Source organism: Streptomyces mauvecolor (genome assembly GCF_039532965.1).
GTDB lineage: Bacteria > Actinomycetota > Actinomycetes > Streptomycetales > Streptomycetaceae > Streptomyces > Streptomyces violascens.
This window is the reverse complement of record NZ_BAAASQ010000016.1, coordinates 17,975-38,756: the sequence shown is the minus strand read 5'-3', so window position 1 is coordinate 38,756 and position 20,782 is coordinate 17,975. Positions and strand designations below refer to the sequence as shown.

General features: G+C 71.4%; 18 protein-coding genes. 7 read left to right on the top strand and 11 right to left on the bottom strand.

Annotated features, from left to right (window positions below):
* Nucleotides 1-3 precede the first annotated feature (3 nt).
* From ABD346_RS21425 to ABD346_RS21410, 4 genes are all read right to left on the bottom strand, one after another.
* A complete protein-coding gene (locus ABD346_RS21425; protein ID WP_344376897.1) occupies nt 4-327 on the bottom strand; it encodes a putative quinol monooxygenase in 324 nt (107 codons plus the stop codon).
* A gap of 99 nt (nt 328-426) precedes the next feature.
* Entirely contained in the window at nt 427-1,173 is a 747-nt protein-coding gene (locus ABD346_RS21420; RefSeq protein ID WP_344376895.1) for an IclR family transcriptional regulator, read from the bottom strand.
* Nucleotides 1,174-1,194: 21 nt separating this feature from the next.
* Nucleotides 1,195-1,782: a Uma2 family endonuclease gene (locus ABD346_RS21415; RefSeq protein ID WP_344376894.1), complete on the bottom strand. Its 588-nt coding sequence runs from the start codon at nt 1,780-1,782 to the stop codon at nt 1,195-1,197.
* Between the two features lie 83 nt (nt 1,783-1,865).
* Complete coding sequence (locus ABD346_RS21410; RefSeq protein ID WP_344376893.1) at nt 1,866-3,389, bottom strand: CehA/McbA family metallohydrolase; 1,524 nt, start codon at nt 3,387-3,389, stop codon at nt 1,866-1,868.
* A gap of 240 nt (nt 3,390-3,629) precedes the next feature.
* On the opposite strand from ABD346_RS21410, the gene ABD346_RS21405 reads away from it, so the two are divergent.
* Nucleotides 3,630-4,460, top strand: a complete 831-nt coding sequence (locus ABD346_RS21405; protein WP_344376891.1) for a TIGR03619 family F420-dependent LLM class oxidoreductase — start codon at nt 3,630-3,632, stop codon at nt 4,458-4,460.
* Nucleotides 4,461-4,544: 84 nt separating this feature from the next.
* Here ABD346_RS21405 and ABD346_RS21400 read toward each other — a convergent pair whose 3' ends face one another.
* The gene (locus ABD346_RS21400; protein WP_344376890.1) at nt 4,545-6,203 is read right to left on the bottom strand and encodes a CocE/NonD family hydrolase; all 1,659 of its coding nucleotides are present in this window, start codon (nt 6,201-6,203) and stop codon (nt 4,545-4,547) included.
* A 242-nt stretch (nt 6,204-6,445) separates the two neighbouring features.
* Between ABD346_RS21400 and ABD346_RS21395 the strand changes: the two genes are divergently transcribed.
* On the top strand, nt 6,446-9,067 hold the full coding sequence (locus ABD346_RS21395; RefSeq protein WP_344376888.1) for a bifunctional FO biosynthesis protein CofGH: 2,622 nt from the start codon (nt 6,446-6,448) through the stop codon (nt 9,065-9,067).
* A 107-nt stretch (nt 9,068-9,174) separates the two neighbouring features.
* Here the strand turns inward: ABD346_RS21395 and ABD346_RS21390 are convergent, their stop codons facing one another.
* A complete protein-coding gene (locus ABD346_RS21390; RefSeq protein ID WP_344376886.1) occupies nt 9,175-9,663 on the bottom strand; it encodes a cupin domain-containing protein in 489 nt (162 codons plus the stop codon).
* A gap of 109 nt (nt 9,664-9,772) precedes the next feature.
* On the opposite strand from ABD346_RS21390, the gene ABD346_RS21385 reads away from it, so the two are divergent.
* From ABD346_RS21385 to ABD346_RS21370, 4 genes are all read left to right on the top strand, one after another.
* Entirely contained in the window at nt 9,773-10,384 is a 612-nt protein-coding gene (locus ABD346_RS21385) for a TetR/AcrR family transcriptional regulator (RefSeq protein WP_344376884.1), read from the top strand.
* A 39-nt stretch (nt 10,385-10,423) separates the two neighbouring features.
* On the top strand, nt 10,424-12,910 hold the full coding sequence (locus tag ABD346_RS21380; protein ID WP_344376883.1) for a tetratricopeptide repeat protein: 2,487 nt from the start codon (nt 10,424-10,426) through the stop codon (nt 12,908-12,910).
* Nucleotides 12,911-12,991: 81 nt separating this feature from the next.
* Complete coding sequence (locus ABD346_RS21375; RefSeq protein WP_344376881.1) at nt 12,992-14,116, top strand: ADP-ribosylglycohydrolase family protein; 1,125 nt, start codon at nt 12,992-12,994, stop codon at nt 14,114-14,116.
* Between the two features lie 82 nt (nt 14,117-14,198).
* Nucleotides 14,199-14,579, top strand: coding sequence for a hypothetical protein (locus ABD346_RS21370; protein WP_344376878.1), 381 nt, complete (start codon nt 14,199-14,201; stop codon nt 14,577-14,579).
* Nucleotides 14,580-14,631: 52 nt separating this feature from the next.
* On the opposite strand, the gene ABD346_RS21365 is transcribed toward ABD346_RS21370, so the two are convergent.
* Together ABD346_RS21365 and ABD346_RS21360 are read right to left on the bottom strand one after the other, a co-directional pair.
* Nucleotides 14,632-16,206 (bottom strand): sodium:solute symporter family protein, encoded by a 1,575-nt coding sequence (locus ABD346_RS21365; protein WP_344376877.1) that lies wholly within the window; start codon nt 16,204-16,206, stop codon nt 14,632-14,634.
* 370 nt (nt 16,207-16,576) lie between these two features.
* Nucleotides 16,577-17,359 carry an SDR family oxidoreductase gene (locus ABD346_RS21360; protein ID WP_344376875.1) on the bottom strand — a complete coding sequence of 261 codons (783 nt, stop codon included), beginning with the start codon at nt 17,357-17,359 and terminating at the stop codon, nt 16,577-16,579.
* A gap of 81 nt (nt 17,360-17,440) precedes the next feature.
* Between ABD346_RS21360 and ABD346_RS21355 the strand changes: the two genes are divergently transcribed.
* On the top strand, nt 17,441-18,280 hold the full coding sequence (locus ABD346_RS21355) for a hypothetical protein (protein WP_344376874.1): 840 nt from the start codon (nt 17,441-17,443) through the stop codon (nt 18,278-18,280).
* 105 nt (nt 18,281-18,385) lie between these two features.
* On the opposite strand, the gene ABD346_RS21350 is transcribed toward ABD346_RS21355, so the two are convergent.
* From ABD346_RS21350 to ABD346_RS21340, 3 genes are all read right to left on the bottom strand, one after another.
* Complete coding sequence (locus ABD346_RS21350; protein WP_189961619.1) at nt 18,386-18,589, bottom strand: DUF397 domain-containing protein; 204 nt, start codon at nt 18,587-18,589, stop codon at nt 18,386-18,388.
* Between the two features lie 174 nt (nt 18,590-18,763).
* Nucleotides 18,764-19,633, bottom strand: coding sequence for a helix-turn-helix domain-containing protein (locus ABD346_RS21345; protein WP_344376872.1), 870 nt, complete (start codon nt 19,631-19,633; stop codon nt 18,764-18,766).
* A 245-nt stretch (nt 19,634-19,878) separates the two neighbouring features.
* Nucleotides 19,879-20,631: a GOLPH3/VPS74 family protein gene (locus tag ABD346_RS21340; protein ID WP_344376870.1), complete on the bottom strand. Its 753-nt coding sequence runs from the start codon at nt 20,629-20,631 to the stop codon at nt 19,879-19,881.
* Nucleotides 20,632-20,782: the final 151 nt, after the last annotated feature.

Sequence of the window (20,782 nt, the reverse complement as noted above, 5' to 3'; positions counted from 1 at the left end):
CGCCTACTTCGGGGACAGCTCGGCCATCTTGTTCCACCCCTGGCCGGGCACCTCGACGTTGATGATCTCGGGGGTGGCGGCGATGGCGCCGGCCATCGACTCCATGCCCGCGCGGAAGTGGTCGGAGTCGACGTGTGCCGCACCCGCGGCCGCGTCGGCGAAGGCTTCGAGGAGGGTGTACTGGGTGGGGTCGTCCACGCTGCGGGACCAGTCGTAGAACAGGTTGCCCGGCTCGGCGCGGGTGGCGCGCGTGAAGTCGTCGACGATGGTGAGCCAGTTGTCGGCGTGCTCGGGGCGGACGGTGAACCGTACGGCGATGAAGATCATGCCTTCACGGTGCGGGGCGGACGGAGCCGGTGCAAGCGGGGCGGCGGCGGATTCCGGCTCCTTCGGAATCCGGGCCGGAACCCGTCGCGGCCGGGCCTCTCAGGCCCCCGGCACCAGCTCGGCGGCCGCCCGGGCCACGGCACCCCGGATCGCGCGGTGCCGCCTGCGGAAATCGGTGGTGGCGAGCGACACCGACAGGGCATGCACACTGCCGTCCCCGCGCGGACCGGGAAGCGCGACCGCGAGACAGGTGTACGCCGGATCCGCCTCCCCCATGGACACGGCGAACCCCTGCCCGCGGACCCGGGTGAGCTCCGCCTCGAACCGGTCGGCGGCCGTGATCGTACGGTCGGTGAACCTGGCCATCCCGTGCTCGTCCAGGTAGCGCCGGCGCACCGGCCGGGGGAGCCCGGCGAGCAGCGCCTTGCCGTGCGCGGTGGCGTGGGCGCGGATCTCGGGCCCGGGCGTGAAGGGGTTGGCGGTGTCGGCTACGGGGGCGGTGCTGTCGACCACGGTGATCAGCCCGCCGCGGTACGCCGTGTAGTACGCCTCGGCGCCGGTGGCCCGGCGCAGCCGCCCGAGCAGCTCACCGACGCCGGGGGCGAGACGCAGATGCCGCTGGAAGGACCGGTGCAGCGCGGGCACCCGGGGCCCCGGCGCGTACCCCTCGGCGGTCCGGGTGAGGTGCCCGCGCGCGGTGAGCGGCCCGAGCAGGTGGTACACGGTCGACAGCGAACAGCCGAGCCCCCGGGCGAGCTCCTTGGCCCCCACCGGCCCGGGCGCGTCCGCCACGGCATCGAGGATCGCGAGCGCGCGGTCGACGGACTGGGGAGTGCTGCTGGTCATGGGGCGAGGGTACGGCGAGGCTCAGTCGCGGGCGAAGTCGTCGGTCTGGAGGGTGAGGCCGACGACGGTTCCTTCGAGGTCGATGGGTGCGCCGAAGTCGAGGGTGAGTTCGCTGCGGTACTTGCCGTCCCTCGGCAGGGTGTGGAGGTGCCACTCGCTGGAATAGGGGTCGACGATCAGGTAGACGGGAACATCGGCCTTGGCGTACGTCTCCTTCTTCGAGCCATAGTCGTTGGCTGCGGTGTCCCTGGAGATGACCTCGGCGACGAACTCGATGTCCTGGTAGCGCCAGTGCCCCTTCGCGTCCTTCTCGGCACCGACGGCCAGGGCCGTCACATCCGTAGCGAACCCGTTGAGCCGCCCAGGGAAGTCGATGCGGACGTCGGACTTGAGGCGCTGGCGGGGATATTTGGCCCGGAGCTGTTCGATGATGTTTGCCGTGATGTCCCAGTGAGTGTCCCGCTGCGGCGACATGTAGATGGCCCCCTCGACGACCTCGACCTTGTATCCCTCGGGGACGCGCATCTGCTCAATCAGCTCGAACATGGTGTCGAGGGTGAGCTCGTTGCTCTGGTTGGCCATCTTGATCCTGTCGTCGACAGCAGTCACTGTGGCACTCCTTCCCCGCCGCGTGTGTGGTCACAGGCAGCCGCGCAGTACAACGATAAGCACGGCCGCGGGGTCACGTCGGGTTACCGGCCGTCCAGGAACACCGGATTCGTGAACGCCGTCAGCGGTCCCGGGAGCCCCTGGACGACCGGGGCGTGGCGGACCTCGGCCCGGATGTACGTCGCGTACTGGGGGGTCGTCTGCCAGGTCGCCGTGCCCGTGCCCGAGGCGGGGAGCCGGGTCGTGTACAGGGTGCCCTGGTCCGTCACGAAGGATGCCGAGCAGCCCGGCGCGCCCGTCACTTCCAGGCGGGCCGTCACCGGCTCGGCGGCGTCCGCCCGCAGGCGTTCACCGATGCCCGCGTGCTGGCCGTGGCCGCCGGACACCGAGAAGGACAGGGACACCTGCGCCGACTCCGCCACGTACGAGTGGCCCGCCTTCAGGCCCGCCTGGATCGCCTCTCGGCTGAGGTCGTCGGCAAGGACCACCGTCTGGGGGCCGCCGATGCGGTCCGGGTCGCGGTGGGCGTCGCTGTTGCCCATCGCTGGGGTCCAGGCCCGGCCCGAACGTGCCGACACCGTAAGGGAGTTGTCCCACTCCTGGAGAGTCACCTCGTCGTCCGGGGTGTACGGGCCGTTCCACACCTCCACCGCGTCCGCCTCGCCGAAGCCGAACTTCCAGCCGCAGCCGACGCACGTGGCGTGCGGGTGGGCCGGGACCACGATGCCGCCCGCCGCGCGGACCTCGCGCGCGAAGTGGCCGAAACGGTTGTCCCGGGCCCGGTAGCGCCAGTCGACGAAGGTGCCCGGGTCGGTACCCAGGGCCACCACGTGGCCGTTGCGCGTCGTGATCTCCTCGCCCGTCATGATCAGGAGATCGTCGCCCCACAGGCCCTGCCACGCCCGGTGTGCCGCATTCGTGTTGTGCTCGGAGGTGTTGATGAAGTCCAGGCCGGCCGCCCGCGCGAGCGCCGCCATCTGGGCCGGGGTGCGGCCGCCGTCCGAGTGCACCGAGTGCATGTGGCAGTCGCCCCGGTACCAGGCCCGGCCCCGCCCCTTGGCCCGCGTCGGCGGGTAGACCGGCGCCGGCGTCGTCCCGGGCTCGCCGTACTTCAGCGTGACCGTCACCGTGTACGGCAGGCCCTGCGGCGCCACCGTGTACGGGCCGAGCGCGACATGCCAGGTCCCCGCGCGCACCGGGCCGCGCAGATAGCCCGGCGTCGCGTCGTCCGCCCGGATGAAGAACTCCGTGCGCGCCCCGCCCGACCAGCCCCTGAACCCGGCCCCGCCGAGCCCCGTGCCCCGCTCGTCGAAGATGCCGATGTCCAGGGCATTGCCCTGCGTGCCGGCCGGCACCGTCACCTTCTCGTACGTGTACGAGACCGCCAACTCCCGTACGCCGTGCGGGACTTCGACCGGCAGATACACGAAGTCGGGGGAGCCGGGCGGCAGCGTGCCGCGTACCACCCGGGTCTCGTCGGGGCGGCCGCCCGCGCCGCCGCCGGGTGCCGCGTTCGCGAAGCTCACGGTTCCCAAGGTAAGCGCGGTCGCCGCGCCCGTCACGATGAGACCTCGTCTGCCGATGGATCCGGATCCGTTCTCGGTCATGAGCTGAGCTCCCAAGAGGTTGGGGGATGAGCCGGGAAATGGGTCGAGGTGTTTCCGAGGGGCGGCTGTCCTTCAGCCGGGCGCCTGCCCACTCTCGTACCCACGTGTGAACGCAGGGAGTCGGGGAGTTGAGGGCCCGTGGCCGATTCGGCCGGGCATCGGCCGCGGGCGTCCCTTGCGGGCTCGTCCCGCTGAGGATAGGAAGTGATCCCCACCGCAGACCGACCGGAAGGTATGCCGATGCGCATCGCCGTCACCATCTTCCTGACCGACCAGACGATCACCCCCGTACGCCTCGCCCGCGAGCTGGAGGAACGCGGGTTCTCCGGGCTCTACCTGCCCGAGCACACCCACATCCCCGTGGAGCGGGCCACCCCCTACCCGGCGGGCGGTGAGCTGCCGCCGGAGTACGGGCGCACCCTGGACCCGTTCGTCGCGCTCGGCCAGGCCTCGGCGGTGACCGAGAACCTCCACCTCGGCACCGGGATCACGCTCGTCGCCCAGCGCGACCCGATCGACCTCGCCAAGCAGATCGCCACCCTCGACCACCTCTCCGGCGGCCGCTTCACGCTCGGGCTCGGCTACGGCTGGAACAAGGAGGAGGCCGCCGACCACGGCGTCGCCTGGGCGACCCGGCGCGAACTCGTCCGCGACCGGATGGCGCTGATGCGTGCGCTGTGGGCAGATCAACCCACCTCGTACAAGGGCGAGTTCGGGTCCGTGAAGGCCTCGTACGCCTTCCCCAAGCCCGCCCGCAACGGCGCGCCCCGCACGCTCGTCGGCGGGGCCGCCGGGCCCAAGCTGTTCGCGGCCGTCGCCGAGTACGCGGACGGCTGGCTGCCCATCGGCGGGCGCGGTCTCACCGAGTCGCTGCCGGTGCTCCGCCGGGCGTGGGAGGACGCCGGGCGCGACGTGCGGGACCTCCAGATCGTGCCGTACGCCGTGCTCCCGGCCCCCGGCAAGCTCGCCCACTACGCCGAGCTCGGCATCGAGGAGGTCGTCCTCCAGCTGCCGCCCGCCGACGAGACCGGGGTGCTCAAGGTTCTGGACGAGTACGCCTCGTATCTGTAGGCGGGAAGTGGGGGCGGCCATTGGGGTCTCCCCTGCTCCCTTCAGGAGCTTGGGGAAGAGCCGCCCCCGGTCGCTCGGACTGGCTCAGCTCAGCGGGATCTCCAGGTACGACGGGTCCTCGTCGGGCGAGGTGATCGTGATCGTGCCGGGGGCCCCGTTGGGCTCGTCGTAGAACGGGTCCACCGAGTCCACGACGAGCATCAGGCGGTGGCCGGCCTTCACGTCGTACCCGGTGACCTGGAGCGCGATGTCGACCGTGGCCGGCGTCTTCGGGGTGCCGCCGAGCAGCGTGTACGGCGCGTGCGTGATGATGCGGGCCACGCCGAGCGCGTTCACGTCGAAGAGGTACGCCACGAAGGTCGTGTCCGGCGCGCTCGGCGCGACCGTCAGGCGCAGCCTCGGCACGCCGCGCAGCTGGTGGCGGGAGGGCAGGGGCGCGCTCGTCCACACCCCGGCCGCGGCACGGTCGATCTTCCCCGTCAGATACGCCTTGGGGAGCCCAGCCAGTTCGGCGTACCCGGTGAAGATGATCCGGTCCGCGACGGTGGCCGGGGTGTCGGTGCCGGTGGCGAACGTGGTGTGCCAGCCGTTGGTGGGCTTGTCCAGGAGCCCGCCGTCCTTGGCACCCTCGGAGGGGCCGGTGAGGTAGAAGCGCTCGGGGTTGCCGGTCGCCGCGTGCCAGGTCGCCCGCGACTCCAGGGCCCGGCCCCACATGATCTCGCTGACGATCTGGTCCTCGGCGCCGGACTCGGAGTCGAACGCCGCGGCCGCGGCCTCGTCCCCGTTCACTTCGCGCAGATGGCGGTCGAACCAGCGGTGCGCCTCGTGCCAGATCCGGTTGGGAAGGCCCACCATGCCGGTCATCTCGGGGCCCGAGTGGTCGCCGATCGACCAGAGCAGCCGCTTGGGGCCGCTCAGCGCGTTGAACATCTTCAGCGTCTGGTTGCCCGGGAACAGCGTCTCGTGCCAGGCCTGTGCGAAGAGCACCGGAACCCGACGCTCATTCAGCTTGTCGACGCGGTGGTAGGGCGAGCGCTCGGCCGCCCACTCCAGCGTCTCCTCGACGTTCTCGTTGGCCAGGACGTCGTCGAAGGCCTTCTGGGTGCGCGCGCTGAGCCGGGCCGTGGCGGCGGCGCCGAGCAGCGTCCGGACCGAGGCCACGTGACGCGTGCCGTTCTCGTAGAACGCCTCGCCCAGGTCGCCCCAGGTGCTGAGCGCGACCACGGCGTGCACGCGGGGGTCCTCGGCGGCGACCAGCTGGCTGATGCCGGAGCCGTACGAGTCGCCGAGGAAGCCGATTTTCCCGACCGAATCCGGGCCGCCGGCCTGGGAGATGAGGTGGTCCAGGGCCTTGATGCCGTCCGCGATGTCCTTCTCGCCGGCCACCTCGACCTCGCCGCCGGACTCGCCGAAGCCCCGCGTCGTGTAGGCGAGGACGTGGTAGCCGCTGCGGGCGAAGCGCATCGCCTGCACGGTGTAGACGGTCCAGCCCTGCTTGGCCCACGGCGAGGGCATCACGATCAGCGGGTGCGGCCCCTCGCCGTTGTGCAGCCATAACGCGGCGTCGAGTTCGACGCCCTCCCCGACCGGCACTTTCACGCCGTCCAGGAAGGTCGCCGTCTCCCGTGTCTCGGCCACCTCGGCCGCCCGGGCGGGGGCGAGCTTCGAGGTGTCGCCGGTGCGCAGCGCCTGCACGACCTGTACGAGCGCACCTTCGTCCAGCTCCGGGTAGAGGCTCACCACGGCGGCCGGTTGCGTTCCCTTTGAACCCTTTGAAGTCACGTCGGTTCCATCCCTGTTCGTCGTCGTCGACTTGCACGGGTGTCGCCGCTCGGGCCCGGAGCGACCCCCAGTATCGGGGCGGGCGCGCTGCGTAGCGATGCCCTTTGGTGCAGAACGGCCGGAAATGTGCGGCGGCTTGATCTCGGGGGGCTGGTGACGATGCCCACGGTCCCCGGGCGAGCGCACGCTCGTATGCTCGGTGGATGACTTCCAGCGCGCAGCCCCCGCAGGCAGAAGGACCGGGCCCTGCCTCACCGCAGTCCGCCGCACCGACCGCCAACTCGATGCGGCGTGCGCTGAAACGCGCCAGGGACGGCGTCGCGCTCGACGTCGCCGAGGCCGCCGTGCTGCTCCAGGCCCGCGGCGACGACCTCGACGACCTCACGGCCTCGGCCGCCCGGGTCCGCGACGCCGGCCTCGATGCGGCGGGCCGGCCCGGGATCATCACGTACTCCAAGAGCGTGTTCATCCCGCTCACCCGGCTGTGCCGGGACAAGTGCCACTACTGCACCTTCGTCACCGTGCCCGGCAAGCTGCGCCGGGCCGGGCACGGGATGTTCATGTCCCCCGACGAGGTCCTTGACATCGCGCGCAAGGGCGCCGAACTGGGCTGCAAGGAAGCCCTCATCACGCTGGGCGACAAGCCCGAGGACCGCTGGCCCGAGGCCCGCGAGTGGCTCGACGCGCACGGCTACGACGACACCATCGCCTACGTACGCGCCATGGCGATCCGCATCCTGGAGGAGACGGGGCTGCTCCCGCACCTCAACCCGGGCGTCCTGTCGTGGACGGACTTCCAGCGCCTGAAGCCGGTCGCCCCGTCCATGGGCATGATGCTGGAGACGACCGCGACCCGGCTTTGGTCCGAGCCGGGCGGCCCGCACTACGGCTCCCCGGACAAGGAACCGGCCGTGCGGCTGCGGGTGCTGGAGGACGCGGGGCGCTCTTCGGTGCCGTTCACCAGCGGGCTGCTCATAGGCATCGGCGAGACGTACGAGGAGCGCGCGGAGTCGCTGTTCGCGCTGCGCCGCGTCTCGCGCTCGTACCACGGCATCCAGGAACTGATCATCCAGAACTTCCGCGCCAAGCCGGACACGGCGATGCGCGGCATGCCGGACGCCGAGCTCGACGACCTGGTGGCGACGGTCGCCGTCGCCCGGCACATCATGGGCCCGGCCGCCTGTCTTCAGGCACCGCCGAACCTGGTCGCGGGCGAGTACGGGCGGCTGATCGGCGCGGGGATCGACGACTGGGGCGGGGTGTCCCCGGTCACCATCGACCATGTGAATCCCGAGCGCCCGTGGCCGCAGATCGACGAGCTGGCGGACCGCTCGCGGGAGGCGGGCTTCGCGCTGCGTGAACGGCTGTGCATCTACCCGGAGTTCGTGCAGCGCGGCGAGCCGTGGCTGGACCCGCGCCTGCTGCCGCACGTCCGCGCGCTCGCGGACCCGGAGACGGGCCTGGCCGACGAGTCGGCCGAGGTGCGCGGCCTGCCGTGGCAGGAGCCCGACGAGGGCTTCACCGCCAGTGGCCGTACCGACCTCCACCGCACCATCGACACCGAGGGCCGCACCGGCGACCGCCGCGAGGACTTCGACTCGGTGTACGGAGACTGGGGTGCGCTGCGCGAGGCGGCGGCCCCGGGCATGGTGCCGTCCCGCATCGACGCGGACGTACGCCAGGCGCTCGCGGTCGCCGCCGACGACCCGACGAAGCTGACCGATGCGGAGGCGCTCGCGCTGCTGCACGCGGACGGCGAGGCGCTGGACGCGCTGTGCCGGGTGGCGGACGACGTCCGCACGTCGATGGTGGGCGACGACGTGACGTACATCGTCACGCGGAACATCAACTTCACCAACGTCTGCTACACGGGCTGCCGCTTCTGCGCCTTCGCCCAGCGCCGCACGGACGCGGACGCGTACACGCTGTCCCTGTCCCAGGTCGCGGACCGGGCCGAACAGGCCTGGGACGTGGGGGCGGTCGAGGTCTGCATGCAGGGCGGCATCCACCCCGACCTTCCGGGCACCGCCTACTTCGACATCGCGAAGGCGGTGAAGGAGCGCGTCCCCGGGATGCACGTCCACGCGTTCTCCCCGATGGAGGTCGTCAACGGGGCGACCCGCACCGGCATGTCGATCCGCGAATGGCTGACCGAGGCGAAGGCGGCCGGCCTGGACTCGATCCCGGGCACGGCGGCGGAGATCCTGGACGACGAGGTCCGCTGGATCCTGACAAAGGGCAAGCTCCCGACGGCCACCTGGATCGAGGTCGTCCGCACGGCCCACGAACTGGGCATCCGCTCCTCCTCCACCATGATGTACGGCCACGTCGACCAGCCCCGCCACTGGCTGGGCCACTTCAGGACGCTGGCCCGCATCCAGCAGGAGACCGGCGGCTTCACGGAGTTCGTGACGCTCCCCTTCATCCACACGAACGCCCCGGTGTACCTGGCGGGCATCGCGCGCCCGGGCCCGACGTCCCGCGACAACAGGGCGGTCACGGCCATGGCCCGCCTGCTCCTCCACCCCCACATCCCCAACATCCAGACCAGCTGGGTGAAGCTGGGCCAGGAGGGCGCGGCGGAGATGCTGCGGTCGGGCGCGAACGACCTGGGCGGCACGCTGATGGAGGAGACCATCTCCCGCATGGCGGGCTCCAGTTACGGCTCGTACCGCTCGATCCAGGACCTGGTGGCCATCGCGGACGCGGCGGGCCGCCCGTCCCGCCCGCGCACGACGCTGTACGGCGAGGTACCCCAGGAGCGGGTGCGCGCGGCCCACGCGTCGGACGGGCATCTGCCGGAGCTGCTGCCGGTGGTGGACTGACGCGGCCTGCTGGGTGCGGGGTTCATCTGCGGCCCGATGGGGGCTGGCCGCGCGGTTCCCCGCGCCCCTGAAGGGGCGTGTGCCACGGCCGAATTGCACAAGTTCGCTCAGTCCAGCGCCATCGTCCCCCGCGTGTACCGCATCCCGTACTTCTCCCCCAGCGCGTTGACCTTCTCCAGGTCCATCGCGCCCTCGGCCGTGCGGATCTTCGGGCCCGCTTCGAACATGTCCTCCACGAAGCGGTCCCAGCCGCCCGGGGTCGAGATCTGGAGGGCGCGGACCGGGGGCTGGGAGGCGTTGCGCATGGCGTGGGGGATGCCGTGGGGGAGCAGGGCCGACATGCCCGCGGTCAGGCGATGGGTCGTGCCCCGGTAGTCGATCTCCATCTCGCCCTCCAGTACGTACACGAACTCGTCCATCAGGTCGTGGACATGGGGCGGGATGTCGACGTCCAGGCGGTTCTCCAGGACGGCCAGGCGGCCCTCGCTGTCGGTGGTGGTGACCTTCACGCCGAAGCCGGGTGGCAGCGGGACGCGGGTGGGGCGGGTCTCGCCCGGCTTGAGTACGAAGAAGCGGTCCTCGGGTGCAGAGGGCATGGGTGTGCCTTTCCGGTCTGCGGCTGGTGTGCCGGTGGCTGGCAGCACCACCGTACGCCGTATCTGGAGGAAAAGCTCCAGTTAGCTGGCGGCACCTAGCATGTTCCGCATGACAGGACTGCGTGCCGACGCCCGGCGGAACCGGGAGAAGATCCTGGCCGCGGCCCGGGAGCTGTTCCGTGAGCAGGGCACGGCCGTCGCCCTCGACGACATCGCCCGGCGGGCCGGAGTCGGCATCGGGACGCTCTACCGGCGCTTCCCCGACCGGGACGCGCTCGTCACGGACGTCGCCCTGGAGGGGTTCGAGACGGTTCTCGCCGTCGTCGAGGCGGCTCGTGCGGCCGGGGGTGGCGCTGAGGCCGTGCTGGACGAGATCTTCCGGCGCGTCGTCGAGCAGCGGGAGCGTCTCGTCATGCCGCTCGTCGGGGGACCCGTCGTGCGCGACGCCCGCGTGCGGAAGCTGCAGCGGGCGATTCTCGTCGCGTTGGAAGAGGTGCTCGTCGAGGGGCGTGGCGAAGGGGTGCTGCGGGCGGACATCACGGCGTTCGACCTGGTCGGGGCGGCGGCGATGGCCTGCCGGCCCATGCCGCACCTGCCGCGCGAGGCGGCGGGAGCGCTCGCCGCGCGGCATGTCGGCGTCTATCTCCACGGGCTGCGGCCCCACGGCGCTCCGGCGCTGCCCGATATGGTCGACCCGGGGGAGTATCTCGGTCTCGGCTGACGGGGGTTGGGGGGAGTGATGGGAGGCGTGCAGCCTTCGATGCAGGAGCTCATCCGACGCCGCAAACGCGCCGGGTTCGTGGGGCGGCGGGACGAACTCGCCGTTTTTCAGGGGAACTTCGATGTCCCTGTTGAGGATGAGCGGCACCGGTTCGTCTTTCGTGTGCACGGCAACGCCGGGGTCGGGAAGACCTTTCTCGTGCGGGAGCTGGAGCAGGCCGCCCTGGAGCGCGGGGCGCTGACCGCCTACACCGACGAGGGTGTCGACAGCGTGCCGGAGGCCCTCGGCGCGATCAGTGCGCGGTTCGCCCGGCAGGGGTGGCCGCTCAAGGCGCTCGACAAGATCCTGGCCACCTACCGCCAGCGCCGCTACGAGGCCGAGGCGGCCGGGGCCGGGGCCGGTTCGGGGCCCTCGGCGGGGGCGGTCGTCGCGGCTCGGGCGGGGCTCGCCGGGGTGGGCCTCGTGCCCGGGGTGGGCGTGCTCGCCTCCACCGTCGATCCGGTCCAACTCGCCGAGGGCGCCGAGCGGTTGAGGGCCGCGCTCAGTGCCCGCCTCGGGCGCCAGGAGGACGTGCAGCTCGTCCTCGACCCGCTGCGCGTGCTCACCCCCGTGTTCGTCGAGGAGCTCGGCCGGGTGGCCGCCCATGCGCCGTGGGTGGTCCTCTTCTTCGACACGTACGAGCGCACGGGCGCGTTCCTCGACGGCTGGCTGCGCGATCTGGTCACCACCGACCGGTACGGCGGGCTGCCCGCCAACACGGTCCTCACCCTGTCCGGCCAGAGCCGGCCCGACCCCCTGCACTGGCCCGCCGCCGCCGACTACGTGGCCGACCTTCCGCTCGACCCCTTCACGGAGGAGGAGGCCCGCCAACTCCTCGCGAGCAAAGGGGTGCTGGAGGAGGACGTCGTACGCGATGTGCTGCGGCTCTCCGGGCGGCTGCCCGTGCTGGTGAGCACCCTCGCCGGGAGCCGGCCCGCGACGCCGGGCGACATCGGCGACCCCAGCGCCACGGCGGTGGAACGCTTCCTGAAGTGGGAGCCCGACCCGGTCCGCAGGTCCGCCGCGCTCGAAGGCGCGCTGCCGCGCCGGCTCGACGAGGACGTGTTCCGGGCGGCCGTCAGCGGGGACGCGGCCGGGCTCTTCGACTGGCTGCGCTCGCTCCCGTTCGTCCGGGACCAGGGTGGCCGCATCAAGTACCACGACGTCGTCCGCGCCCCCATGCAGCGCCTCCAGCGCACCGCCTCGCCGCAGCGCTGGCGGGCCGGGCACGAGCGGCTCGCCGCCTGGTACGCCCAGGAGCGGGCCGCGGCAGGGGACGGGCGCTGGCGCGACGAGAGCTGGCGCGAGCCGCGCCTCGAAGAGCTCTACCACCGGCTGTGCGCCGACCCCGCCGGCGCGTTCGGGGTCGTCCTGCGCGACGGCATCGAGGCCTGCCGCCAGGGCACGGTCACCGCGCGGCGCTGGGCGCGGGTGATCGCCGAGGCCGGCGAGGACGCCAACCGCGAGCCGCTGCGCAAGTGGGGCGCCGCCTGCCTCGCGGCGCTGGACGCCGAGCGGCGCCACGCCATAGACGTCCTCGGCATGATGCTCGCCCGCCCCGAACTCACCGACGGGGACCGGGTCGCCGTGCACATCGCCCGCGCCTGGGGCTACTTCAGGACCGAGGCGTACGAGGACTCCCTCGCGGACTACCGTCGCGCGCTCACGCTGGACGCGTCCTGCGCGGACGCCCACCACGGGCGGGCCGTCGCCCACCGGGCCGTCGGCGACCACGCGGCCGCCCTCGCCGACCTCGACCGGCTCGAAGAGCTGGAGCCGGGCCGCCCGCGCGCACCCCGCGAGCGCGGCGAGACCCACCGGCGCGCGGGCCGCTACGAGGAGGCCGTCGCCGAACTCGGCCGGGCCCTCGCGCTCGACCCGGCGGACGCGCTCATCCTGGGCAGCCGGGGCCAGGCATGGGCCCAACTCGGCCGTCCCGCCGAGGCGTTGGAGGACTTCGACCGGGCGCTGCTCATCGACCCCGACTACGGCTGGGCGCTGGTGCGCCGGGCCCATGTGCGGGGCCTGCTCGGCGACACCGAGGACGCGCTCGCCGACCTCGACCGCGCCGAGCGGCTCTCGCCGTCGTGGGCGTGGGTGCTCGGCGAGCGCGGCGACGTGTACCGGTTCGCGGGGCGTTACGAGGAGGCCGTCGCCGCGTACGGACGGGCCCTCGCGCTGGACCCCGGGTACGCGTGGGCGCTCGGCAGCCGCGCGGTGGCTCTCGCCGAACTGGGGCGCGTGCCCGAGGCGCTGGCCGACCTGGACCGGGCGGTGGCCCTGGTGCCGGGCTATGTGTGGGCGTACCAGCAGCGGGCCCGGCTGCACCGGGCCCAGGGCCGTGAGGAGGAGGCCCTCGCGGACCTGGCGCGGGCCGCGCGGGCAGGGGCGGCCCAGGGCATCCCGCCGGGGCCGCTGCCCGCCGACGAGGGCGACCCGGCGTACCCGGGCATCCCGCCGGAGCCGGGCCCCACCCCCAGACCCTGACCAGCTCGTGACCGCCCCTGCCCGGGTTCGGTCAATTTGCCCTCTTAAACGGGCGCATCCGTTCAGGTACCGTGCTGCCGCATGAGCGCAGCAGCCGGAGCCACCGCACCCGTCTGGGGCCGTGCCGAACAGCAGGACTTCCGCAGCCGGGTACGGGGCTGTCTGCTCGGCGGGGCCATCGGGGACACGCTCGGCGCGGGCGTCGCGGGGCTCGCCCTGACCGAGATCCGCGAGCGGCACGGCATGGACGCCCTTGGCGACCTGGTCCCCGCGTACGGACGCCCGGGCGCGGTGAGCGCGGCCACCCAGCTCACCCTGTTCACCGTCGACGGGCTCATACGCGCCCAGGTGCGCCGCGACACCGGCGCCTGGCACCCGCCCACCGATGTGCACCGGGCGCATCTGCGGTGGGCGGCCACCCAGCGCGACTGGGGGCCCGACGAGCGCCGAGAGGACAACGGCTGGCTGGCCCGCGAGGAGTGGCTCTACGCCCGCCGCGACCCCGCCAAGGCCTGCCTCGTCGGGCTCGGCGACGACGTCATGGGCACCCTGGAACAGCCCAAGAACCCGGGTGCCGACGACCCGGCCGCGCTGACCCGGTCCGCGCCCTTCGGCCTCCTGGTCGGCTGGGAGCCGCAGTTGGTGCTCCAGCTCGCCGTGGAGTGCGCGGCGCAGACCCACGGCGACCCGGCGGCCTATCTCTCGGCGGGCGCGCTCGCCGTCGTCGTGCACGGGCTGGCGCGCGGCGAGTCCATGGACGGCGCCGTCCAGCGGGCCCTCGCGCAGCTCGCCGTGCGCCCCGGGCACCAGCCGGTCACCGAGGCGCTCAAGCACGCGCTCGGCGCGGTGCGGCAGGGCATGCCGAGCCCGGGCCTGGTCGCCACCCTCGGCACCGGGCACACCGCCCCCGAGGCGCTTGCGATCGGCGTGTACTGCGCGCTGGTCGGGGAGGACATCCGGCACGGACTGCTGCTCTCGGTCAACCACGACGGGCCCTCGGACGCCACCGGCACCGTCTGCGGCAGCCTGCTCGGCGCGATGCACGGCGAGACCGCGCTGCCGCCCGCCTGGCTCGCCCAGCTCGAAGGCAGATCCACCCTCCTCGAACTCGCCGACGACTTCGCGATGGAGATGACCCAGGGCCCCGCGTTGCACGGCCCGGCCGTCAACACAGCGAGTTGGCTGCTGCGCTATCCGAGGGGCTGAAACCACTCGTGCGGGCGGATGGCCGCACCCGGAACCGCGTGTCCCTCGCGCGCGCACGCGGGAGTTCGCCAGGGTCGTCCTCATGACCCCCATCCCCAGAGCCCGCACCGCGTACTCCCGCGGCCTGTCGGCACGCTGGATCACGGCCCCGCTGGTCGCCCTCGTGCTGCTCGGCGCCGGCGCGGGCACCTCGCTCGCGGCCCCGGCCGACGACTCCGGTCAGCAGCAGTACGTCCAGTCCGAGGCGGAGCCCGCGTTCACCGACCCCTCGGCTCGCGAGGGCGACCTTCCGCCGTACGACGCCAGGGACGCCCAACAGGCCGTCGACGCCATGGTGATGGACGAGAACGAGGGCGACGGCCAGCACTGCCCGCCGCAGAGCGACGACTCCCGGAGCCGCTACGAGCGCTGGGGCCCGCACCGCGACGACGCCTACCCCGACCAGCCCGAGATCATCGGCTGAACCCCCGCGCCGCAAGGAGCGGGGCAGGCCGTCGGCGTCGTACCGCCGGTCATCACTCGGCCGTCACCGCCTTCGCGTCCCCCGCCGCCGGCTGAGCCGGAAGCGACGCCGCGGCGGATGCCGAACCCGGGCCGTCGTCATCGGAGTTGATGAGGGCGAGCAGCGCGTCCCGCTCCGGGGTGTCCTCGGGCCTGAGCAGCCCGATCAGGACGTACAGGACGAGCGAGATCGCCAGCGGCACCGACACCTGCCACTGCAGGGCCACACCGGCCTTCTGCGAGCCGTCGAGGTTGTAGTTCACGAAGAAGAAGGCGAGCAGCCCGGCCGCCCAGCTGGTGAGCGCCGCGGTAGGGCCCGACTTCCGGAAGGTCCTGAGCATGCCCAGCATGAACGGGATCGCGATCGGGCCCATGAGCCCGGCCACCCACTTGATCACGACGGTGATGATGTCCTTGAACGCGGGTGAATTGACCTGCGTCGCGATCGTCATCGACAGGCCGAGGAAGACCAGCGTCGACAGGCGTGCGGCGACGAGTCCCGCGCGCGAGTTCCAGGAGCGGGCCGCCTTCGAGAGCACCGGCATGATGTCCCGGGTGAAGACGGCCGAGATGGCGTTGGCGTCCGAGGAGCACATGGCCATGGTGTGCGAGAAGAAGCCGACGACGACCAGGCCGAGCATGCCGTGCGGCAGCAGCGTCTCGGTCATCAGGGCGTAACTGTCCGAGCCGTCCGGCTTCTTGGCGTGGACCAGGAGCGGCGCGCACCACATCGGGAAGAACAGCACGGTGGGCCAGACCGCCCACAGGACCGCGGAGAGCCGGGCCGAACGGGTCGCCGAGCGCGCCGAGTCGGTGGCCATGTAGCGCTGGGCCTGGTTCCACATGCCGCCGTTGTACTCGAAGGTCTTGATGAACAGGAACGCCATCAGGAACGTGACGGTGTACGGGCCGGCGGTGGCGTGCGCGTGGCCGCTGGGCAGCTTGTCCCAGACCGTCCACAGCGTGGAGAAGCCGTCCAGCTTGCCCATGACCGCGATCAGCATCGCGAGCCCGGCGAACAACTGGATGATGAACTGGCCGAGTTCGGTGAGCGCGTCCGCCCACAGCCCGCCGACCGTGCAGTACACCGCGGTGATGCAGCCCGTGATGAAGATTCCCTGGGTGATCGTGATGCCGGTGAACACCGACAACAGGGTGGCGATCGCGGCCCACTTGGCGCCCACGTCGACGATCTTCAGAAGCAGCCCGGACCAGGCGAGGGCCTGCTGGGTGGAGACGTTGTAGCGGTTCTTGAGGTATTCGAGCGGGGAGGCCACGTGCAGCTTGGAGCGCAGCCGGTTGAGCCGGGGCGCGAAGAGCTTTGCGCCGATGCCGATGCCGACGGCGATGGGGAACGACCAGGTCACGAAGGACGTGACGCCGTACTGGTAGGCGATGCCGGCGTAGCCGGTGAACATCACCGCGCTGTAGCCGGACATGTGGTGCGAGATCCCGGACAGCCACCACGGCATCTTGCCGCCGGCGGTGAAGAAGTCGGAGACGTCGCCGACCCGCTTGTGGGACCAGACGCCGATCGCGACCATCACGCCGAAGTAGCCGATGAGTACGGCCCAGTCGAGACTGTTCATGTGCCCCCTCCAAGGGGTCCGCCTTGTGAACGTCAATGAACTCGGATGCTCTTCGTCAGTACGTCCGGCTCGGCGGCGCCCCGTGCGGGAGCGGGGACTTCGGGGATTGAACCCGTTGTCGGAGGGGTGGTCAAGACATCGCACGGTCACAGATATGAACGAGGATCACAAAGTCGAACGATTTTGCCGTCCCTTTGCTTCGAGGGGTGTTGTCGCGCCCGTGACGGGGGCCACACGATGAGGGCACTTCGTCAGGCTCGGTCCATCGGGCTCCCTGCACATGCGAACGACCGCACGGGATGCGGGTCCCGTGCGGCCGAGAGAGTCGGGTCCAACTGCCTTTGTCCGTACGTGAGGTGAGACCGTACGCCTACCTCATCAGCTCGCCCGCGTTCACCAGCAGCGACTGGCCGGTGATCGCGCGGGACCGGTCCGAGGCCAGGAAGGCCACGGCGTCCGCCACGTCCGCGTCCGTGGCCAGCTCCGGCAGGGCCATCCGTTCGGTGAGCCGCCCGAGCACCTCCTCCTCGGGCACGCCCTCGGTGTGCGCGGTGAACTGGACGTACGCCTGCACCGGCGGACCCCACATCCAGCCCGGCAGCACCGTGTTGACCCGGATCCGGTCCGGGCCGAGCTCGCGCGCCATGGAGTACATCGCGGAGGTCAGCGCCCCCTTGGACGCCGCGTACGCCGCCTGCCACACCTGTGAGGGCGCCGCCACCGACGACTGCGTACCGATGACGACCACCGAGCCGCCGCGCGCCTTGAGCGCGGGCAGGCAGGCCCGCGTCATGCGCAGCGTGCCGAGCAGATTCACGTCGATGACCTGCTGCCAGGTGGCGAAGTCCGCGTCCTGGAGGCCGCCGAAGTAGCTGTCCCAGGCGGCGACATGGACGACGGCGTCGATCCCGCCGAAGCGCTCCACGGCGAGCGCCGCGAGCGCCTCGCACTGCGCCTCGTCGGTGATGTCGGTCGGCGCGTGCGCGGTGTGGGTGCCGTCCGGGTCGATCTCGGCGGCCGACTTCGCGAGGTTGGCCTCGGTGCGCGCGCCGAGCACCGCGTTGCCCCCGTCGCGCACGACGGCCGCGGCGACCTGGTGTCCGAGCCCGGCCCCGACCCCGGACACGATGACGGTCTTCCCACTCAGCAACATCCGGTCGCCTCCCGGCTCTGGCACTTCGTCTGACGGGGCGTCAGAGTATGTCCGTCCGGTGGCGGAGGGAAGGGGAGCGGCATGACGGAGGACACACGGCCCGAGGCGTATGCGGAGCTGGCCTCGGTGGGGCCCTACGGGGTGCGTCCGGGGCACGCGCTGATCACCATGGTGGAGCCGCATCCGGGCCATGAGTACGCGTACAACCGCTGGTACGAGGACGACCACTACTACGCCGGCGCGATGGCGATGCCCTGGATGTATGCGGGGCGCCGCTGGGTGGCGACCCGCGAACTCCAGGAGCTGCGCTACCCGGAGAAGTCGGCGATCGCCCAGCCGGTCGGCGCGGGCTGCTACCTCTCGACGTACTGGATCACCGACGGGCGCTACGACGAGCACATGAAGTGGACCGTCGGCATCAACAAGCGGCTGAACCGTGACGGGCGCGTCTACCAGGACCGCACCCATGTCTTCACTTCGTTCCAGGACCACGAGGCGACCGTCTACCGCGACGGTGCCGCCGGGCCGCGCGACTACCACGCCCTGGACCACCCGTACGCGGGCCTCGTCCTGGAGGTCGTCGACGCCGAAAGCCCCGATGCGCGGGCCGAGTTGCTGGAGTGGTTGCGTTCGCGGCATCTGCCCAAGCGGCTCGCCGGGGGGCCCGCCGCGATGGTGACGGTGTTCCGGCCCACCCCGCTGCCGGGCGACCGCATGACGTATGTGAAGCAGGTCGAGGGCGTCGGCACCCGGCTCACGCTGCTGTGGTTCCTGGAGCGGGATCCGGGGGAGGTGTGGGCGGACCACTTCACGGGGCTCGATGCCGAGGTCGCCGAAACGGGGCTGGGGAGGCTGGAGCTGGCGGCGCCGTTCATTCCCACCGTGCCGGGCACCGACCGCTACGTGGACGAACTCCGGTAGCGGCCGGGGCCCGAGGACATGGCCGAGCCCCCTCGGCCGGGACGGCGGACCAGTCGAGAGGGCTCTTGTCGGTGAGGCGGGTATCACGTCGGCTGTCGTGGGTGGTCAGCTGAGGGAATCCCGGGTCACCTCGGCCACGAACGCGTTCCACGCGCCGGGGGCGAAGGCGATCGAGGGGCCCTCGGTGACTTTCGAGTCCCGCACGGCGATGGCGTGCATCTCGGGAGACTTGACTTCGACACATGCGCCGTTTCCGGTGGAGTACGAGGACTTGGTCCAGGTGTCCGTGGCGCCCTGAAGAATTGCCATGTTCGCTCCGGTTCTTGCCAGTTGGTCGTTCTCGGCCAGCGTTCTTCGTTGGCGTGATCGACGCTACTCGCAGGTCCCGGGGTGCGCGGCGGCCATTCACTCGACCGGATGGCATATTCCGGCCGGGCCTTCCATCGCGGTACGTGGGGGGTGTACGGTGCCGCGCTTCAGATCTCAGCCGGCCGTGCCACGGGCGTAGTCCTTCGCGATCCCGGTAATGAATTCCCGGGTCTGGTCCACATTCAGGGCCTGTGCGCGCAAGTGCTCGTACATCACGCTGTATTTCTGGACATCATTGGCCTTTTCCAGGTAAAGGTCGCTGGTGACGCCCTCGATGTAGACGACACTGGAGTCCGAGGCGTCCGGAAATTCCAGAATCGCGTACTGGCCGTTGATTCCCGGATGCGCGCCCATGCTGAACGGCAGTACCTGCACGGTGAAATGCGGCAGTTGGGACCGCTCGATGAGGAACTCCAGCTGGTCGATCATCAATTGCTTGTCCCCGACCCGGCGGCGCAGCGCGGCCTCGTCGATGACCACCCACAGTCGCAGGGGGTTCTCCGCCGCCCGTACCCGCTCCTGTCGCCGCAATCGGACGTTGACCCGTTTCTCGACGTCCGTCGGGGCTGTCTCGGGGAGCGCCCCCGCGATGAGGGCCTCGGCGTACTGCGGGGTCTGGAGCAGGCCCGGCACGACCTGGGGATCGTAGACGCGCAGGCTCGCGGCGTCCGTCTCCAGGCCGATGTAGACGCTGTACGGGATGTCGCCGAAGGCGTGCCACCAGCCCTGCTGGCGGGAGTCCTTGGCCATCTGCATCAGCGAATCGACGATGCGGTGGTCCTCGACCTCGTACACCCCGCACAGATCGCGGACATCGCGCTGGCTGATGGAACGGCGGCCGTTCTCAAGGCGGCTGATCTTCGACTGGGACACCAGCAGGCGTTCTGCGACCTCTTCGGCGGTCATGCCTTTCAGTTCGCGGAGCCTGCGCAACTCCTGGCCCAGTCGGCGTCGCCTCACGGTGGGATTGACATTGGACGCCACGGGAAACGCACCTCCGGCTCACGGCTTTTCTGTTCTTCTGCTCTGCAGACTGCCACCAACATCCGGGCGCGCGCTGGAAAATGGCCACACACAGCGACTACGCAAACGCGCGGGGCTGTTGGGACAGCCCCGCGCGTTCATGGTGCGGCTCCCGAACCGGGTCATGGGGACGACGGTGCGGCGGTCATGCGATGCGGCTGGTGATGCGACTGGTCGTGCAGGTCCTGCCGGTGCGGCTGGTGGTGCTAGTGGTGTGCCACGGCCCTCGCCATCGCCCCGTGATGCGGCTGCATCGGGACGCCGGCCGCCGCCGCGTGGCGGCTTCCGGTCTCCGGCGCGGCGCCGGGGCCCTGGCCGCCTCGGCGTGGCTGAGCGGCCACACCGTTCTGGACGTCCATCACGGCGTGCGCGACGAGACCGCCCATCGGGTCGTGCCTGATCAGGTCCCTGAGACGGGAGCGCGATGACCGCCCCTCGTTGCCGGGGTACAGGTGCTTGCCGAGCCCGACTGCGTGGGCCAGCGCGGCAAGCGCCGCGGTCCGCGGGTCCGGCGGTACGCCGGTGCGGATCGCACTGTCCAGCCGGGCCCTGATGTCCCGGCTGATCGCCGTGTCCGTCGCTTGGTAGCGAGTCGTCGGCAGCACCCCGCACATCTGGCCCGACACGGCATGGACCATGCCGCACCGCTCCAGGTGCGCTAGGTAAATCTGGCGGAGCCCGAGGCGGGGCCCGCCGATCCAGTGGACGGCCCGGACCGGGCTGCCGCGCCTGCGCAGCAGTTCCAGTGCGGAGTCCAGTGTCGGATCTCCTGTCGGCCGTGCCATCACCACGGCGATACGATCCCCGTCTGGGGCTATCCGTCCTGCCAGAGCCAGCTCCACTAGCTGGGCTCCGGCGAGGCCGAGGTCGAGCGACTGCGGCTGCGCTGTGGTACCCGTGGCCGGGTCCAGAGCGAGCAGCAACAGCTCTTCCGGAATAGTTCTGCGGCTCCTGCCCATCCATGCCTCCCCGCGTGGATGAATGACAGGGTGACCCCTCTCACATTCATCTGTCGAGAGCGCCTGGGTGGTTCGTACGGGAACCAGCAGGTATGTCGTTCTCGTCTAGCCGGGGGGTCCTACCCGGCACACGGGACACTGGTACATGGTT

What these genes read in the sequence shown, in the direction of transcription:
- ABD346_RS21425 (WP_344376897.1), bottom strand. Translation starts at nt 327, where the DNA reads ATGATCTTCATCGCCGTACGGTTCACCGTCCGCCCCGAGCACGCCGAC.
- ABD346_RS21420 (WP_344376895.1), bottom strand. Translation starts at nt 1,173, where the DNA reads ATGACCAGCAGCACTCCCCAGTCCGTCGACCGCGCGCTCGCGATCCTC.
- ABD346_RS21410 (WP_344376893.1), bottom strand. Translation starts at nt 3,389, where the DNA reads ATGACCGAGAACGGATCCGGATCCATCGGCAGACGAGGTCTCATCGTG.
- ABD346_RS21405 (WP_344376891.1), top strand. Translation starts at nt 3,630, where the DNA reads ATGCGCATCGCCGTCACCATCTTCCTGACCGACCAGACGATCACCCCC.
- ABD346_RS21395 (WP_344376888.1), top strand. Translation starts at nt 6,446, where the DNA reads ATGACTTCCAGCGCGCAGCCCCCGCAGGCAGAAGGACCGGGCCCTGCC.
- ABD346_RS21390 (WP_344376886.1), bottom strand. Translation starts at nt 9,663, where the DNA reads ATGCCCTCTGCACCCGAGGACCGCTTCTTCGTACTCAAGCCGGGCGAG.
- ABD346_RS21385 (WP_344376884.1), top strand. Translation starts at nt 9,773, where the DNA reads ATGACAGGACTGCGTGCCGACGCCCGGCGGAACCGGGAGAAGATCCTG.
- ABD346_RS21380 (WP_344376883.1), top strand. Translation starts at nt 10,424, where the DNA reads ATGCAGGAGCTCATCCGACGCCGCAAACGCGCCGGGTTCGTGGGGCGG.
- ABD346_RS21375 (WP_344376881.1), top strand. Translation starts at nt 12,992, where the DNA reads ATGAGCGCAGCAGCCGGAGCCACCGCACCCGTCTGGGGCCGTGCCGAA.
- ABD346_RS21370 (WP_344376878.1), top strand. Translation starts at nt 14,199, where the DNA reads ATGACCCCCATCCCCAGAGCCCGCACCGCGTACTCCCGCGGCCTGTCG.
- ABD346_RS21365 (WP_344376877.1), bottom strand. Translation starts at nt 16,206, where the DNA reads ATGAACAGTCTCGACTGGGCCGTACTCATCGGCTACTTCGGCGTGATG.
- ABD346_RS21360 (WP_344376875.1), bottom strand. Translation starts at nt 17,359, where the DNA reads ATGTTGCTGAGTGGGAAGACCGTCATCGTGTCCGGGGTCGGGGCCGGG.
- ABD346_RS21355 (WP_344376874.1), top strand. Translation starts at nt 17,441, where the DNA reads ATGACGGAGGACACACGGCCCGAGGCGTATGCGGAGCTGGCCTCGGTG.
- ABD346_RS21350 (WP_189961619.1), bottom strand. Translation starts at nt 18,589, where the DNA reads ATGGCAATTCTTCAGGGCGCCACGGACACCTGGACCAAGTCCTCGTAC.
- ABD346_RS21340 (WP_344376870.1), bottom strand. Translation starts at nt 20,631, where the DNA reads ATGGGCAGGAGCCGCAGAACTATTCCGGAAGAGCTGTTGCTGCTCGCT.